Origin of the sequence: Chitinophaga sp. LS1, assembly GCF_034274695.1 — a bacterium.
In the GTDB taxonomy this organism is placed as follows: Bacteria; Bacteroidota; Bacteroidia; order Chitinophagales; family Chitinophagaceae; genus Chitinophaga.
Genome location: NZ_CP128362.1, coordinates 386,921 through 402,692, shown reverse-complemented (window position 1 = coordinate 402,692; position 15,772 = coordinate 386,921). Strand labels below are relative to the sequence as shown.

At 45.0% G+C, this 15,772-nt stretch carries 17 protein-coding genes; 15 read left to right on the top strand and 2 right to left on the bottom strand.

Annotated elements, in window-relative coordinates; all coding sequences use genetic code 11:
• Nucleotides 1-60: 60 nt before the first annotated feature.
• Both hisS and QQL36_RS01710 read right to left on the bottom strand, forming a co-directional pair.
• On the bottom strand, nt 61-1,413 hold the full coding sequence (hisS, locus tag QQL36_RS01715; RefSeq protein ID WP_321568683.1) for a histidine--tRNA ligase: 1,353 nt from the start codon (nt 1,411-1,413) through the stop codon (nt 61-63).
• 11 nt (nt 1,414-1,424) lie between these two features.
• Entirely contained in the window at nt 1,425-1,865 is a 441-nt protein-coding gene (locus QQL36_RS01710) for a low molecular weight protein-tyrosine-phosphatase (RefSeq protein WP_321568682.1), read from the bottom strand.
• A gap of 437 nt (nt 1,866-2,302) precedes the next feature.
• Between QQL36_RS01710 and QQL36_RS01705 the strand changes: the two genes are divergently transcribed.
• The 15 genes from QQL36_RS01705 to nuoL all read left to right on the top strand — a co-directional run bounded on the left by QQL36_RS01705 (nt 2,303) and on the right by nuoL (nt 15,744).
• Nucleotides 2,303-2,542, top strand: coding sequence for a hypothetical protein (locus QQL36_RS01705; protein ID WP_143708678.1), 240 nt, complete (start codon nt 2,303-2,305; stop codon nt 2,540-2,542).
• Between the two features lie 19 nt (nt 2,543-2,561).
• Nucleotides 2,562-3,485, top strand: a complete 924-nt coding sequence (locus QQL36_RS01700) for a substrate-binding domain-containing protein (RefSeq protein ID WP_179090957.1) — start codon at nt 2,562-2,564, stop codon at nt 3,483-3,485.
• Nucleotides 3,486-3,522: 37 nt separating this feature from the next.
• A complete protein-coding gene (locus QQL36_RS01695; RefSeq protein ID WP_321568681.1) occupies nt 3,523-5,238 on the top strand; it encodes a tetratricopeptide repeat protein in 1,716 nt (571 codons plus the stop codon).
• Between the two features lie 157 nt (nt 5,239-5,395).
• Nucleotides 5,396-5,788, top strand: a complete 393-nt coding sequence (locus tag QQL36_RS01690) for an NADH-quinone oxidoreductase subunit A (protein ID WP_320577781.1) — start codon at nt 5,396-5,398, stop codon at nt 5,786-5,788.
• An 83-nt stretch (nt 5,789-5,871) separates the two neighbouring features.
• Nucleotides 5,872-6,435, top strand: a complete 564-nt coding sequence (locus QQL36_RS01685) for an NADH-quinone oxidoreductase subunit B (protein WP_083720319.1) — start codon at nt 5,872-5,874, stop codon at nt 6,433-6,435.
• Nucleotides 6,436-6,486: 51 nt separating this feature from the next.
• Complete coding sequence (locus QQL36_RS01680; RefSeq protein ID WP_083720320.1) at nt 6,487-7,008, top strand: NADH-quinone oxidoreductase subunit C; 522 nt, start codon at nt 6,487-6,489, stop codon at nt 7,006-7,008.
• Nucleotides 7,009-7,025: 17 nt separating this feature from the next.
• A complete protein-coding gene (locus QQL36_RS01675) occupies nt 7,026-8,243 on the top strand; it encodes an NADH-quinone oxidoreductase subunit D (RefSeq protein WP_083720321.1) in 1,218 nt (405 codons plus the stop codon).
• Between the two features lie 39 nt (nt 8,244-8,282).
• A complete protein-coding gene (nuoE, locus tag QQL36_RS01670) occupies nt 8,283-8,768 on the top strand; it encodes an NADH-quinone oxidoreductase subunit NuoE (RefSeq protein ID WP_083720322.1) in 486 nt (161 codons plus the stop codon).
• A 28-nt stretch (nt 8,769-8,796) separates the two neighbouring features.
• Entirely contained in the window at nt 8,797-10,161 is a 1,365-nt protein-coding gene (gene nuoF, locus QQL36_RS01665) for an NADH-quinone oxidoreductase subunit NuoF (RefSeq protein WP_083720323.1), read from the top strand.
• A gap of 61 nt (nt 10,162-10,222) precedes the next feature.
• A complete protein-coding gene (locus QQL36_RS01660; RefSeq protein ID WP_321568680.1) occupies nt 10,223-11,311 on the top strand; it encodes a 2Fe-2S iron-sulfur cluster-binding protein in 1,089 nt (362 codons plus the stop codon).
• Nucleotides 11,312-11,334: 23 nt separating this feature from the next.
• Nucleotides 11,335-12,372: an NADH-quinone oxidoreductase subunit NuoH gene (gene nuoH, locus QQL36_RS01655; protein WP_179090958.1), complete on the top strand. Its 1,038-nt coding sequence runs from the start codon at nt 11,335-11,337 to the stop codon at nt 12,370-12,372.
• Nucleotides 12,373-12,412: 40 nt separating this feature from the next.
• Nucleotides 12,413-12,922: an NADH-quinone oxidoreductase subunit NuoI gene (nuoI, locus tag QQL36_RS01650; RefSeq protein ID WP_083720325.1), complete on the top strand. Its 510-nt coding sequence runs from the start codon at nt 12,413-12,415 to the stop codon at nt 12,920-12,922.
• Nucleotides 12,923-12,958: 36 nt separating this feature from the next.
• Nucleotides 12,959-13,456: an NADH-quinone oxidoreductase subunit J gene (locus QQL36_RS01645; RefSeq protein ID WP_083720348.1), complete on the top strand. Its 498-nt coding sequence runs from the start codon at nt 12,959-12,961 to the stop codon at nt 13,454-13,456.
• Nucleotides 13,457-13,478: 22 nt separating this feature from the next.
• Nucleotides 13,479-13,796 carry an NADH-quinone oxidoreductase subunit NuoK gene (gene nuoK, locus QQL36_RS01640; protein ID WP_083720326.1) on the top strand — a complete coding sequence of 106 codons (318 nt, stop codon included), beginning with the start codon at nt 13,479-13,481 and terminating at the stop codon, nt 13,794-13,796.
• Nucleotides 13,797-13,842: 46 nt separating this feature from the next.
• The gene (gene nuoL / locus QQL36_RS01635) at nt 13,843-15,744 is read left to right on the top strand and encodes an NADH-quinone oxidoreductase subunit L (RefSeq protein WP_321568679.1); all 1,902 of its coding nucleotides are present in this window, start codon (nt 13,843-13,845) and stop codon (nt 15,742-15,744) included.
• The last annotated feature ends 28 nt before the right edge of the window (nt 15,745-15,772 follow it).

Sequence of the window (15,772 nt, the reverse complement as noted above, 5' to 3'; positions counted from 1 at the left end):
GGGGAGAACTTCTTTCACCCTGAATGCTCAAATTCAGGGTGAAAGAAGTAGTAATATGGTTTATTCGAAGCTGTACATATCCAATGCAGGTACAGCGATCTTTTCCTGTTGGCCGCTCACCATGTTTTTGATACTGAGCACGCCTTCTTTCACTTCACTTTCACCCATGATGATCACATATGGGATACCGCGTTTATTTGCATACTTCATTTGCTTATCCATCTTAGCCGGCTCGTGGTAGAGTTCAGCAGAGATGCCACGGGAACGGAGGCTGGCGAGCATAGGGAAAGCTACGCCAGTCGTGTTCGCATCCATATTAAAGATGAGCACGCGGGTACCTTGCTGGGCAGTAGCCGGGAAGAGTTGTAATTCTTCGAGTACATCATAGATACGGTCTACACCGAAGGAGATACCAACACCAGAGAGATTAGGCAGACCAAAGAGACCAGTGAGGTCATCATAACGGCCGCCGCCGCCGATGCTACCCATTTTCACAGCTGCTGGTGCTTTTACTTCCACGATCATTCCAGTGTAGTAGTTTAGGCCACGGGCAAGGGTAACATCAAGAATAGGCGTGGTTTTAAATGAACCTGGATGAGAATGAAGCACATATGTCAGCTCTTCAATACCTTTTTTACCGGTTTCATTATTTTTGAACAGTTCGCCTAATTGTTGCAATTTTTCCTCATTATTCCCCTCAATGTTGAGGAAATTTGAAATAATTGAGATTTCGCTATCATTCAGGCCGCGTTCAGAGAGTTCTTGTTTTACGGCATCTAGTCCAATTTTGTCCAGTTTATCGATAGCGATGGTAATATCCGTCAATAACTCAGGTTTACCAGCGACTTCCGCCAGTGCACCCAGGATTTTCCTGTTATTGATTCGGATTTCATAGCCTTCCATCCCTAGTTTTGTGAACACTGTATCGTAAATCATGAGCAATTCGATCTCATTGATCAGGGAATTGCTACCTACGATATCGGCATCACATTGGTAGAATTCGCGGTAGCGGCCTTTAGCAGGGCGATCGCCACGCCATACCGGCTGCATCTGATACCTTTTAAATGGAAACGCCAGATCATTCTGATTCATCACCACAAACCTTGCGAAGGGAATGGTGAGGTCATAGCGCAATGCTTTTTCGCACAGCAGTATCCCCAGTTCACGGCTATCTTTTGCTTGCTGGGCGCGGCCCAGGATCTCGCCGTTATCAAGAATTTTAAAAATCAGTTTATCCCCTTCCTCACCATATTTACCGGTCAGGGTATCCATTTGTTCCATGGCAGGGGTTTCCAGTGGCTGAAAGCCAAACAGTTCGAATGTTTCGCGGATCGTCTGAAAAATATACTGCCTTTTCCTTACTACCACAGGGCCGAAGTCACGGGTACCTTTGGGTATACTGGGTTTTATCATCGTTTTGATTTTTATATATCAGTGCCTGACACTATGCGTTGACAGGCTTTATAGATCATATTATAAACTGGTTCGAAGAGGGCGTCGTCGTACCATGGATCGGGTACAGGTTCCTGGTTATCAAGGAGCAGCTGTACTTTTGCTTTGTCTGTTTCTGTGCGGGCTTTGCGCAGCACATCGCGGTAATTGTCCAGGTCCATGACGAAGATGCGGTCAAATTCGTCGAAGTCGCTTACCTGGAACTGGCGGCCTCTGAGGCCTGAAATATCTATGCCATGTTGCCTGGCCACCTTAACAGACCGTCTGTCTGGTGGGTCACCCACGTGCCAGTTGCCAGTGCCGGCTGAATCGATGTCCCAGTTCAGCCCTTTTTCGTCTGCCAGATATCTGAGGATGCCTTCTGCCAGGGGAGAGCGGCAAATGTTACCCAGACAAACCATTAATATTTTCATAATTGCCGCAAACCTACAAGATTTTAACATTATTTTATTAATCTACCTCAATTTTGCCCAAAGGCCCGCAGGGCGGAAATTGGGGCACTGTCAGGGCCGGTGCAGTTTACCTGGCATGAGTTATGGAATTTGAATTATGTTGCATCTATATAATAATTACGTGATACTATGATGAAGATTATTCTCGTATATATTGCAAATAGGGGGAAATTTGATTCTACTTAGTATTAACAAGGTTTTAACAACTTCGTTTATAATTAACTGTAGATTGAATATGAAAAAATGTATGAATGCCAGACGTTTACGAAACCTGCGCTAGTGGCGGATTTTCTAGTTGTACGTTTAGCATGCACCCCATTTTTCTTGACAATCTTCTAATAGAACAGGTATTTGTTTAGAAATTTTTTTTTGTATACTTGTAATTCGCAACAATGCTGATGGAACACGAAAGATCTGGTAAAAGGAATATGAGCATCGATTACCGCTCACTTGGAGAGTTAGTTAGAGGGTTATTTTTTATGCTCTTTGGATTATTTGCAATATTTGCTGAACGTCTCGGCTTCGGGCAGTTCCAGGTATCGCAGACTGTACTCACTATATTTGGAGGGGTCTTAATCGCTTATGGTATTTTCCGCGTATACCGTGGAGTGAAAAATGCATTTTTTAATAGGAATTAACGATTTAATAGTCAGGCATATGTTTACCAGTATCATTAAAAGGAACCGGAATTATATCGCATTGTTGGCAACAATGATTATCTTGTCATCCTGTACATCGAACAATAAAACAGGTCAGGTGCAGGATACGCCAACTTCCGGCACCATCAAAATAAGTGTAGATGAGACATACAGACCGTTGATTGAGTCGGAAATAAAAGTTTTTGAGTCACTTTATCCGAAAGCTCATATCATTGCGGAATACAAACCCGAAGTAGACTGTTTCAGAGACCTGATGGCTGACAGTGCACGATTGATCCTCGTAACCAGGGACTTCAATCAGCAGGAGCTGGATTATTTGAAAAAAGTTAAGATATCGCCACAAAGTATGTTGCTCGCCTGGGATGGCGTAGCATTGATTACTAATCATAGTAATCCGGATTCTATCCTCACTTTGGACCAGGTGCGCAACATAATGGACGGAACAGATGCGGAAAAAAAATGGCAAATCATTTTTGACAATTCGAATTCAAGTACAGTAAGATATATCCAGGATTCAATCAACAAGGGAAAGGCATTGCCAAAGAATGTAATGGCGGCAAAAACCAATCCTGAAGTGGTTGATTATGTGGCTAAATCAAAAGATGCACTGGGAGTAATCGGGGTAAGCTGGATATCAGATACCAACGATGCCCAGGCAATAGAATTTACAAACAAGGTGAACGTAGTGAAGGTGCGTGCTGATAATGGTTCAGAATTTGTAAAACCATTTCAGGCATATATTGCTCTCGGTTCATATCCGCTGAAAAGAGGTTTATTCTTTTGCTTAAAAGAGCCTTACAGTGGATTGGGGTCCGGGTTCGCTACCTTCCTCGGAGGACAAGAAGGACAAATGGTGATAGGTAAATTCAAACTGTTCCCTGCGAGATTGAACATCGTGTTTAGGGAAGCGAACATCAAGTAAAAAACTAACACAACTAAAATTAAAAACCGGATTGCTCATGAACAGACGGAAAAGTTTAATTGTTGCAATGCTATGCGTCGCGAACGGCGCAATGGCTCAATCTGTAGAAGATGGATTGAAAGACCTGTATTATGGCAAGTATGAAACAGCCAAACAAGACCTGGAGAAAGTAATAGCCGCCAAGCCTAATGAAGAAAGAGCATATTATTATCTCGGTATCGCTCAGTTAGGTTTGGGTGATAACAATGGTGCTGCTGCTACTTTTCAGAAAGGTCTGACAGCAGTTCCTACATCCTCTTTATTGCAGGTGGGTATGGGCAGACTGGATCTATTGAAAGGTGATGCTGCTGCTGCAAAGCAGAAGTTTGAAGCTGCTACTACTGCAACACAGGGTCGTAATGGCGATGTAGCCCGTGCGATCGCAGATGCTAACTCTGAAATTAAAGGCGGTGACCGCGGTTATGCTGCGAGTGTAATGGAGAAATTGCTGAACAACGAAGGCCGTAAGAAAAAAGAAGTTTATACAGCTACCGCTGCTGACTATATCGAGCTGGGTGATGCTTACCGTATGCTGGGTGGTGAAAATGGTGGTAAAGCGATCAACACTTATGAGAAGGCTTTAGAGCTGGATCCTAATAGTGCTGAAGCTACCATGAAAGAAGGTCTGGTAAACTACAATGCCAAGCTGCTGCAGGATGCTGTAAACGACTGGACTAAAGCAACCAACATGGATGCTAACTATGGTCCTGCGTACTATCAGCTGTACGAATTCTATATTACTCCAACCAAAGCTCAGCTGTCACTGGAAAATGCAGCAAAGTACCTGGAGAAATATATGAGTGTAGTAGGTGAAGGTGCCGGTAAACTGGAAAACGAGTATAACCTGGCGGCTATCTCTTTCTTCAAGAAAGAATACGATGCAGCTATCAGCAAAGCTAAATCTGTATTACCACAGACAACTGAAGCTAACAGAGGTAAATTTACCCGCCTGCTGGCAGATGCTTACCTGCAGAAAGGCGATACAGCTACCGCTAAAACTGAAATGGAAGCTTACGCAAAAGCGGCAGGTGATTCCAAGCTGGTGGCTAACGACTACAAACTGTTAAGCGCTGTATATCAGGCAAACATAGGTGATTCTGCGCAGAGAGCTCAGAACGACTCCCTGGCAGCTATGTACCTGGAAAAATACGCACTTGCTGACACTGCAAAAGATGCAGAAAAATACAGAAACGTAGCTGAGTCCTTCAAAGCAATGGGTGCTACCAAAAAATCAGCAGAATGGTATGGTAAACTGGTAAATGATTTCTCTGATGAGAAAAATACCGGTAAAATCCAGGATATGTTCTGGAAAGGTACCATGGAAATCTACGCACACGAATACAATCAGGCAGATTCTACCTGGGGTCAGTTCGTAGCTAAATATCCTACCCAGGAAGTACTGGGTACTTATTGGAGAGGTCGTGCAAATATGGCGAAAGATCCAGAAGCAAAAGATGGTGCCGCACTGCCTTACTTCCAGCATCTGTTTGAGATCAAAGGTGATGAGAAACTGAAGCCAAGCCAGCTGATGTTCCCTTATCAGTACCTGATGATCTACTATTACAACAAAGATGATGATGCTAATATGAAGATCTGGATGGACAAGGTAGCTTCTATCGATCCTAACAACGCTACTGTTGCTGCGATCAAAGAAAACCTGGCAAACAGGGCTAAATCCAGCTCCAAGCCTGCTCCTCAGGGAAACAAGAAATAAGCAAACTGAGCTTTAAATAGAAAACCCCGGCGACTGCCGGGGTTTTTTTATTTCCGGTTGGGGAAAAAACATAATATTTTAATCCTTCAATAGATTTGAATATTGCTAGACTTAGCCTATTTTTGCTCATTCTGATGAACGATTTATAGGGAAGCTTATGTTTATAGACACAGTATTATTGTCAGCAACTACTCCTTTTAGCTATTTTCCTATTGTATTACAGTTAATAGCTGCGCTGGGTTTTGTAGGTCTTACCATGTTCGCCACTCACTTTTTGGGTCCTAAAAGGAAAACCAAAGACAAACTGGCTACCTTCGAAAGTGGTATTGAACAACATGGTAACGCCCGTCAGCCAGTAGCTATTAAATACTTCCTGGTGGCCATCCTGTTCGTACTCTTCGACGTGGAGGTTATTTTCTTTTATCCTTATGCGATTAATTTCCGTCTGTTGGGTTGGGAAGGGTTTATGGCTATGTTGATGTTTGTGGCATTTTTTATGGTAGGTTTCCTCTATATACTCAAGAAGGGAGCCCTGAAATGGGAAGATTAATAGAAAATGGCACACAGCCCCATGTGAAGCTGTGCCTGCTAAAGGGAACAAATCTGATATTGAAATTTTAAATCTGAAAGGTTATGGCACGTCCGGTTCAGTATAATACGAAAGTGAAGACAGTGGAAATCCCTGAGGGATATTCCGGGGAAGGTTTTTTTGCGACTTCGTTTGACAAAGCGATTGGTTTGGCACGTAAAAACTCCATCTGGCCGCTGCCTTTCGCCACTTCCTGCTGTGGAATCGAATTCATGGCAACGATGGCGTCTACTTATGATCTGGCACGTTTTGGTGCAGAAAGAATGGCATTTACCCCTCGTCAGTGTGATTTGCTGATGGTAATGGGTACTATCTCCAAGAAAATGGGACCTGTATTACGTCAGGTATACCTGCAGATGGCAGAGCCACGCTGGGTAATCGCTGTAGGCGCCTGCGCCAGCAGCGGTGGTGTATTTGATACCTATTCCGTTTTACAGGGCATTGACCAGGTTATCCCGGTTGATGTATATGTACCAGGATGCCCTCCACGTCCTGAAGCAATTATTGATGGCTTTATGCGTATCCAGGACCTGATTGGTCAGGAAAGCCTACGTCGCCGCCATTCCGATAAGTACAAAGAACTGTTGAATTCCTACGGCATACAATAAAGATCACGATACACTTTACTCCTGTATCTGTGTTCTTAAATATACACTGCAATGTCCTTGACTAACGACAATATTAAACAACGACTAACCGACAAGTTTGGTGAGGCTGTCTCACAGGTGGAAGAAACCTTTGGGATGCTTAATTTTACAGTACCTAAAGATCTGAACCTGAAAGTGATGCAGTTCCTTTACGATGATGAGGAGCTGCAATTTCGTTTTTTAACAGACCTCACTGCTGTGCACTATCCTGATCGTACAGGAGAAGAGCTGGCAGTAGTGTACCATCTCTACAATTTTGCCCAGCGCGTAAGACTTCGTATGAAGGTTTATACCAGTGTGGAAGATCCAAGAGTATTTACTGCTACCCGTCTGTATGAATCTGCAAACTGGATGGAGCGTGAAACTTACGACTTCTTTGGTGTCAACTTCGTAGGGCATCCAAACCTGAAGCGTATTCTGAACGTGGATGAGATGGATTACTTCCCAATGCGTAAGGAATTCCCACTGGAAGACCAGTCTCGTATAGATAAAGATGATGAAATGTTCGGCCGCGGCGGGCATATTGGCATATAATTAATTATTCGTTGATCATGTCAGAGCAACATAATATAACACTTCCGGAAGGATCTATTGAAAGGGTTACACAAACCCTCAACCTCGGACCTACCCACCCTGCTACACACGGGGTGTTTCAAAATATATTGGAAATAGACGGTGAGCGTGTTGTCAGTTCCGAATCTACTGTGGGGTATATCCACCGTGCATTTGAGAAGATTGCAGAACGTCGTCCTTACTACCAGATTACTCCTCTTACAGACCGTCTGAACTACTGTTCTTCTCCTATCAATAATATGGGATGGCACATTACCGTAGAGAAACTGCTGGGTATTCAAACCCCTAAGCGTGTGGACTACCTGCGTGTGATCATTATGGAGCTGGCACGTATCTGTGATCACCTGATCTGTAATGGGGTTGTAGGTGTAGATACCGGTGCCTTCACCGGGTTCCTGTACCTCATGCGCTGGCGTGAGCTGGCTTATGAGATCTACGAAGAAATCTGTGGATCCCGCCTTACTACCAACATTGGTCGTGTGGGTGGTTTTGAAAGAAACTTTACACCAGCTGCTTTCGATAAGATCGAAACATTCCTGGTTGAGTTTCCCAAAGCCCTGAAGGAGTTCGAAACCCTGATGAACCGCAACCGTATTTTTATGGAGCGTACACAGGGCGTAGGTCCAATCAGTGCTGAAAGAGCGATGAACTATGGTTTTACTGGTCCTAACCTGCGTGCTGCCGGTGTGGATTACGATTTACGTGTGGCTCATCCTTATTCCTCTTACGAAGATTTTGAATTTTCTATACCAGTAGGCACCACCGGTGACTGTTATGACCGTTTCCTGGTTCGTAACGGTGAAATGTGGGAAAGTCTCAGCATTATCCGTCAGGCGATGGATAAAGTGAAAGGCCTGCCCTCCGATGTATACCATGCAGATGTGCCGGCATATTACCTGCCAGACAAGAGCGATGTATACACCAAAATGGAAGCACTCATTTATCACTTCAAGATCATCATGGGTGAATCCGATATTTTACCAGGCGAATTGTACAATGCTGTAGAAGGTGCCAACGGGGAGCTGGGCTTTTACCTCATCAGTGATGGAGGCCGTAGCCCCTACAGGTTGCATTTTCGCCGTCCGTGCTTCATTTATTACCAGGCTTATGCTGAACTGATCAAAGGCGCCATGCTGAGTGATGCCCTGATCTGTATGAGTAGCCTGAACCTGATTGCAGGAGAGCTGGATGCATAAAGCAAACGAAACGCCTTTTTGTTTTTTTAACTATAGAATATGTTTTCAGAAGAGAAGCTGAATAAAGTAAAAGAGATCATCTCCCGCTATCCTCAGGGTAGACAGAAGAGCGCGCTTATTCCGGTGCTGCACCTTGCACAGGACGCGTTTGGCGGTTGGCTCAGCACAGAGACTATGGATTACGTAGCTTCCCTGCTGCAGATAACGCCAATTGAAGTGTATGAAGTGGCTACCTTTTACTCAATGTTTAACCTGCAGCCGGTAGGCAAGCATGTATTCGAGGTGTGCCAGACTGGCCCCTGCATGCTGCGCGGTTCAGACAATATCATCGACTATATTAAAAAGAAACTGGATATAGGAGTGGGAGAGACGACGAAAGACGGCCTCTTTACTCTGAAAGCAGTAGAATGCCTGGGTGCCTGCGGTTACGCGCCAATGATGCAGCTGGGTAAGCACTACAAAGAACACCTGACACCTGAAAAGGTGGATGCCATCATTGCAGAATGCAGGGCAAACGCAAACTAAAAGCCAATCTACAAATCATAATAGTAAGATGGGACGCAAATTACTTTTTGACAAAGCACATATAGAAAATATCCGGTATTATGATGTATACCGGGCTAACGGCGGCTACGGATCGGCGGAGAAAGCATTGAAAAGCATGACGCCTGAGCTGGTGCTGGAAGAGGTGAAGAAAAGCGGTCTGAGAGGCCGTGGAGGTGCTGGTTTCCCTACCGGTATGAAATGGAGTTTCATTGCAAAACCGGAAGGCGTGCCCCGCTACCTGGTATGTAATGCCGATGAATCTGAGCCAGGTACTTTCAAAGACCGTTACCTGATGGAATTCATCCCTCACCTGTTGATAGAAGGTCTGCTCATCTCCAGCTATACCCTGGGATGTAATACCTGTTATATCTACATCCGTGGTGAGTACGCATGGATCCCTGATATCCTGGAAGAAGCAATTGCAGATGCAAAGAAAAACGGCTGGCTGGGTAAAAATATCCAGGGCACCGGTTTCGATCTTGAAATATATGTACAACGTGGTGCAGGTGCTTACATCTGTGGTGAGGAAACTGCCCTGATCGAAAGTCTGGAAGGTAAGCGTGGTAATCCACGTATCAAACCTCCATTCCCTGCGGTGAAAGGTTTATACGATTGTCCTACTGTGGTAAACAATGTGGAAACACTGGCTACCATAGTACCGATTCTGCGTATCGGCGGTGAAGAATATGCCAAATACGGCACTGGTAAATCAACCGGTACCAAACTCATTTCTGCCTGTGGTAATATCAACAAACCAGGGGTGTATGAAATTGAAATGAACATTTCAGTAGAAGAATTTATTTACTCTGATGAATATTGCGGTGGTATCCCCAATGGAAAACGCCTGAAAGCGTGCATTCCGGGTGGTAGCTCCGTACCTATCCTGCCTGCTAACCTGCTGCTGAAAACAGCGAAAGGTGAGCCGCGCATGATGACTTACGAAAGCCTGGCTGACGGTGGTTTTGCTACCGGTACAATGCTGGGTTCCGGTGGTTTCATCGTGCTGGACGAAGACCAGTGCATTGTGAAAAACACCTTAACTTTTGCCCGTTTCTACCACCACGAAAGCTGTGGACAATGTAGCCCATGTCGTGAAGGTACCGGATGGATGGAGCGTGTGCTCAAAAACATCGAGAAGGGTAAAGGTAAAATGAGCGATATAGATCTGCTGTGGGATATTCAGCGTAAGATAGAAGGTAACACCATCTGCCCATTGGGTGATGCTGCTGCCTGGCCGGTAGCTGCTGCTATCCGTCACTTCCGCGATGAATTTGAGTGGCATGTGTTGAATCCTGAAGAAGCGCAAACACGCAACTTCGGTCTTGCACACTATGCAGATCCGCTGGAAATCGCTGCACCTGCCGCAGTATAAGAATCAACAATACTAACACGACGTTTCGTGTAAAGAACGAGCGCCTTTTTAAGCGAACAAAATGGCTGAAGAACAGAAACTCTTTAAAGTCAAGATCGACGGGATCTCTGTGGAAGTGGCACCTGGTACTACTATCCTGAATGCTGCCCGTCAGATAGGAGGAGATATAGTGCCGCCTGCAATGTGCTACTATTCCAAACTGCAGGGTAGTGGTGGTAAATGCCGTACATGTCTGGTAAAAGTATCGAAGGGCTCGGAAGCTGATCCTCGTCCTATGCCAAAACTGGTTGCCTCCTGCCGTACTACTGTAATGGATGGTATGGAAGTAGCAAACATCACCTCTCCTGAAGTGCTGGAAGCACGTAAAGGTGTGGTGGAATTCCTGTTACTGAATCACCCGCTGGATTGCCCGGTATGTGATCAGGCTGGTGAGTGTCACCTGCAGGATCTGGGTTATGAGCATGGTGCTGAAGGTACCCGTTACGAATTCAAACGTCGTACTTTCGAAAAAGTAGATCTGGGTGATAAGATCCAGTTACATATGACCCGCTGTATCCTTTGCTACCGTTGTGTATTCACTGCCGATCAGGTAGCTGGCAACCGTGAGCATGGTGTACTGGGCCGTGGTGAGCATGCTGAAATCAGCACTTATCTTAGCAAGAATTTAAACAGTCCCTTCATTGGTAACGTTATTGACGTATGCCCTGTAGGTGCACTGACAGATAAAACTTTCCGTTTCAAAAACCGTGTATGGTTCCTGAAACCGGTGAATGCACACCGTGACTGTGAGAATCCTAAGTGCTGTGGTAAAACCGTACTCTGGATGCGTGGTGACGAAGTATTCCGTGTAACTGCACGTAAGGATAAATATGGCGAAGTAGAAGATTTCATCTGCGATACCTGCCGTTTTGATAAGAAAGAAGCGAAAGACTGGGTAGTGGAAGGTCCACGTAAGATCGAACGCCAGAGCGTAATTTCTGCTAACCACTATGTAGGAGTAAACAAGCCAAAGGATACCCTGGTAGAAGTACTGGATGGCCGTCAGCCAAAACTGCTGATGGATATTCACAGTATCAGCGAGGTAAACCGTCCAAGTATCGATCTGTCGCAGATCGAGGGGCCTGCACACTCTGATGATTTTAACAAGTAAGTAACTATTATAACTCGTATTTGATGCAAATAGACTGGTTTTTCATTCTTGAGAAGATAATACTGATATCAGGTGTATTGGTAATATCTCTGGTCGTGGCCATGTATTCCACATGGGGCGAAAGAAAGGTAGCGGGTATTATGCAGGATAGGCTTGGACCAAACAGAGCGGGTCCTTTGGGCTTGTTTCAGCCGCTGGCGGATGGTGGTAAGCTCTTCTTCAAGGAAGAGATCATTCCAGGATCCTCCAATCATTTCCTTTTTATTTTAGGTCCATCACTGGCTATGATTGTAGCCTGTATGACCAGTGCAGTAATTCCATGGGGCGATACACTGACCATTGCAGGTCATACAGTATCACTGCAGGTAGCTGACGTGAACATTGGTATTCTTTACATTTTTGGTGTGGTGAGCTTAGGTGTATACGGTATTATGCTGGGTGGCTGGGCTTCCAACAATAAATTCTCCCTGTTATCATCTGTACGTGCCGCTTCCCAGATCATCAGCTATGAGCTGGCGATGGGTATGGCACTGATTGCACTGCTGATGGTGAGTGGGACACTGAGTCTGAAAGAAATCGTAGAGCAGCAGCGTCATGGTGGTGTATGGAATGTATTTGTTCAACCGTTGGGCTTTATCATTTTCCTGATATGTTCATTTGCTGAGACCAACCGTTCTCCATTTGACCTGGCAGAAGCGGAGAATGAACTGAACGGTGGTTATCACCTGGAGTATTCTTCCATGAAACTGGGTTTCTTCCTGTTCGCTGAGTATATCAATATGTTCATCAGCTCTGCGCTGATGGCTACATTGTACTTTGGTGGATATCATTTCTGGGGCATGGATAGTCTGCATGTATCGCCAAACATTCTGACTATACTGGGTACACTGGTTCTGTTTATAAAAATTATTTGCTTCATTTTCTTCTTTATGTGGGTACGCTGGACTATCCCGCGCTTCCGTTATGATCAGTTAATGCGTTTGGGTTGGAACTATCTGATCCCGATTGCATTGTTAAACATGGTGATCACAGGTGGCTGGATTTTGTGGCATCAACATTAAGAGAACGAAATTGTAAACTTATTTAATCGCATTATTAATCATGCAAACTTTAACGAACAGGGCAAAACCGGTAGATCGCAGACCGATGAACATGTTGGAGAGGATGTACCTGCCGGCTATTGCAAAGGGAATGGTTATCACTTTCAAACATATATTCCAGAAAAAGCCTACAGTAAGTTATCCTGAGGAAAAACGTGAATTCAGCCCGGTATTCCGTGGCCTTCAAATTCTGAACAGGGATGCAGAAGGACGTGAAAACTGTACAGCCTGTGGTCTGTGTGCGGTAGCTTGTCCTGCGGAGGCAATTACGATGGAAGCTGCTGAAAGGAAACCAGGGGAAGAGCATCTGTACCGTGAAGAAAAATATGCAGCACGTTATGAGATTAACATGCTTCGTTGCATCTTCTGTGGTTTTTGTGAAGAAGCCTGTCCAAAGGATGCGATTTATCTCTCCGAAACATTTGCACCAGCACATTACAAACGTGAAGGTTTCATCTATGGCAAGCAGGATCTGTTGATTCCATTGCCAGGAGAGAAGAAAAATGCATAATTCCAAACACAACAATCAGACAATATAGCAATGGGAATGAATTTACAACAAGTCGTTTTCGGGATACTCTCTATTATTTCACTGATCACTGCGCTGGGCGTGGTGTTTAGTAAGAGTCCCGTTACAAGTGTCCTTTGCCTGATCCTTACATTTTTTACCATAGCCGGCCATTACGTGATGTTGAATGCACAGTTTCTGGCGGTGGTGCACATCATTGTATATGCGGGTGCGATCATGGTATTGTTCCTGTTCGTGATCATGCTGATGAACCTGAATGCTGAAGGAGAGCCGCAAAAGCGGAACTGGCTCAAGTATGCAGGGGCGATCAGTGGGGGTGCACTGCTGGTGGTACTGCTGGCTGCGCTGCGTGAAGCAAGCCTGCCTTCATTAACACCGGAATCTAACAATATTGGCCTGATCGCTAATCTTGGTCAGACTTTATTCAAAACATATGTTGTTCCTTTCGAAGTGAGCAGCATCCTGTTTTTGAGCGCCATGGTCGGTGCAGTCGTGATTGGTAAGAAAGAACATTAATCGTAATCTGTAATTCATTTTTATGCCGGTTCAATATTATATCTTTTTAAGCATTGCGCTCTTTTGTATTGGAGTGATGGGGGTATTGATGCGCAGAAATGCTATCATCATCTTCATGTGTGTAGAGTTGATGCTGAATGCTGTGAACCTTTTGTTAGTGGCGTTTTCTAAAATGTGGGCAGATGCGGGTAGAGTAGATGCGGCCGGAGCCCAGATCTTTGTGTTTTTCATCATGGTCGTGGCGGCGGCAGAAGTTGCTGTTGGTCTCGCTATCATCGTTATGGTATACAGGAGTTCACAGTCAGTAGATGTGAATATCATGAACCGTCTGAAGAATTAACCATAAGGCAAACCGTAATTTGTAAATCGTAATTCGTATTTGATAGATGATTAATCTAGTTTGGCTGGTACCATTATTACCACTATTAGGATTTCTGGTGAATGGATTGGGAAGAAGATACCTCTCCAAATCACTGGCAGGTATCGTTGGGAGCGGGTCTATACTGGCGGCTTTTGTGATTAGTTTGCTGATGTTCCTGGAAGTACGTACCCCGGGTTTTCAGGCGGTAACCGTACAATTGTTTGATTTCATTTCTGCAGGCAGCCTGCATATTCCATTTGCCTTTCAGGTAGATCAGTTAAGTTCACTGTTTCTCCTGATCATCACAGGCGTAGGCTCTCTGATTCATATTTACTCTACTTCTTACATGCACGATGAGACCAGCGAAGGGTTTGCGCGTTATTTCGCATACCTGAACCTGTTCGTGTTCTCTATGTTGATCCTTGTATTAGGTGCCAACTACGTGATGATGTTCATAGGCTGGGAAGGTGTAGGACTTTGTTCTTACCTCCTGATCGGCTTCTGGTATAAGAATACTAACTACAACAACGCTGCCAAGAAGGCTTTTGTCATGAACCGCATCGGTGACCTCGGGTTTCTGCTGGGTATGTTCCTGATGATCGTTCACTTTGGTAGTGTAAATTATTCTGAAGTACTCCCACAGATTGCGGGTGTAGCAAAGGGTGATGGTACCCTCGCTGCAATTGCGATCCTCTTCTTTGTAGGTGCGATGGGTAAATCAGCACAGGTACCTTTGTACACCTGGTTGCCTGATGCGATGGCGGGTCCAACCCCGGTATCTGCCCTGATCCATGCTGCAACGATGGTGACAGCAGGTATCTATATGATTGCACGCAGCAACATTCTTTATACACTTGCTCCATGTGTGCAGCACGTAGTAGCTATCATCGGCCTGGTTACAGCGGTGCTGGCGGCTTCTATTGCACTGAAGCAGGATGATATCAAGAAAGTACTGGCTTACTCTACTGTATCTCAGTTAGGTTATATGTTCCTCGCTCTTGGTGTAGGCGCTTATACTACTGCGGTATTCCACGTAATGACACACGCATTCTTCAAGGCGCTGTTGTTCCTGGGTTCAGGTTCTGTGATCCACGCAATGGGTGGTGAGCAGGACATTCGTAAGATGGGAGGTTTGAAAAAATACATGCCTGTTACGAATGCCACTTTCCTGATCGGTTGTCTGGCTATTTCAGGTATCCCTGGTTTGTCCGGCTTCTTCTCAAAAGATGAAATTTTATCCCACACCTTTGCTGCCAACAAACTGCTGTATGTAGTAGGCTTGCTGACAGCATTGATGACGGCGTTCTATATGTTCCGATTGTACTACATCACATTCTGTGGTAAGTTCCGCGGTACACACGAACAGGAGCATCACCTGCACGAAAGTCCGGGGGCAATGACGTTCCCGCTGATTGTATTGGCTATCCTGTCTGTGATTGGTGGTTATGTAGGTTTACCAGCAGTATTTGGTGCACCTAACCTGTTAGAACATTACCTGCATCCTATCTTCGCTGTATCTGTAGAAAAGGTAGAACTGCATGAGTTGGCACACAGCACTGAATGGTTGCTGATGGCGCTGAGCTCTGTGCTGGTAATCATCACTATTTTCCTGGCGCGCAACTGGTACCGCAACTTCACCGACAATGGTGAGCCACGCACTGGTATTGCGAAAGTACTGGAGAACAAATGGTATGTAGACGAGATTTACGATGCTATCATAGTAAAGCCCCTGGGTATGCTGAGCCGTTTCTTTGAAGAAGCGATTGAGCGTTCAGGTATTGACAGGTTGGTGAACGGTGTAGGCCGTGGTGTTCAGTGGAGTAGTCAACAGGTAAGGTTGCTTCAGAGCGGGCAGGTAGGTTTTTACATATTTGCCATGGTTATAGGGATGGTATTATTATTTGTAATCGGGTTCCTGGTTCGATAATATTACCTGCATCATCATTCAAAAAGGA

Excerpts from the sequence above, each read along its gene's own strand:
- nuoL (WP_321568679.1), top strand. The coding sequence starts at position 13,843 with ATGATTAATCTAGTTTGGCTGGTACCATTATTACCACTATTAGGATTT.
- QQL36_RS01675 (WP_083720321.1), top strand. The coding sequence starts at position 7,026 with ATGTCAGAGCAACATAATATAACACTTCCGGAAGGATCTATTGAAAGG.
- nuoI (WP_083720325.1), top strand. The coding sequence starts at position 12,413 with ATGCAAACTTTAACGAACAGGGCAAAACCGGTAGATCGCAGACCGATG.
- QQL36_RS01710 (WP_321568682.1), bottom strand. The coding sequence starts at position 1,865 with ATGAAAATATTAATGGTTTGTCTGGGTAACATTTGCCGCTCTCCCCTG.
- QQL36_RS01705 (WP_143708678.1), top strand. The coding sequence starts at position 2,303 with ATGGAACACGAAAGATCTGGTAAAAGGAATATGAGCATCGATTACCGC.
- nuoF (WP_083720323.1), top strand. The coding sequence starts at position 8,797 with ATGGGACGCAAATTACTTTTTGACAAAGCACATATAGAAAATATCCGG.
- QQL36_RS01660 (WP_321568680.1), top strand. The coding sequence starts at position 10,223 with ATGGCTGAAGAACAGAAACTCTTTAAAGTCAAGATCGACGGGATCTCT.
- QQL36_RS01700 (WP_179090957.1), top strand. The coding sequence starts at position 2,562 with ATGTTTACCAGTATCATTAAAAGGAACCGGAATTATATCGCATTGTTG.
- hisS (WP_321568683.1), bottom strand. The coding sequence starts at position 1,413 with ATGATAAAACCCAGTATACCCAAAGGTACCCGTGACTTCGGCCCTGTG.
- QQL36_RS01695 (WP_321568681.1), top strand. The coding sequence starts at position 3,523 with ATGAACAGACGGAAAAGTTTAATTGTTGCAATGCTATGCGTCGCGAAC.
- nuoH (WP_179090958.1), top strand. The coding sequence starts at position 11,335 with ATGCAAATAGACTGGTTTTTCATTCTTGAGAAGATAATACTGATATCA.
- QQL36_RS01685 (WP_083720319.1), top strand. The coding sequence starts at position 5,872 with ATGGCACGTCCGGTTCAGTATAATACGAAAGTGAAGACAGTGGAAATC.
- QQL36_RS01645 (WP_083720348.1), top strand. The coding sequence starts at position 12,959 with ATGAATTTACAACAAGTCGTTTTCGGGATACTCTCTATTATTTCACTG.
- QQL36_RS01690 (WP_320577781.1), top strand. The coding sequence starts at position 5,396 with ATGTTTATAGACACAGTATTATTGTCAGCAACTACTCCTTTTAGCTAT.
- nuoE (WP_083720322.1), top strand. The coding sequence starts at position 8,283 with ATGTTTTCAGAAGAGAAGCTGAATAAAGTAAAAGAGATCATCTCCCGC.
- nuoK (WP_083720326.1), top strand. The coding sequence starts at position 13,479 with ATGCCGGTTCAATATTATATCTTTTTAAGCATTGCGCTCTTTTGTATT.
- QQL36_RS01680 (WP_083720320.1), top strand. The coding sequence starts at position 6,487 with ATGTCCTTGACTAACGACAATATTAAACAACGACTAACCGACAAGTTT.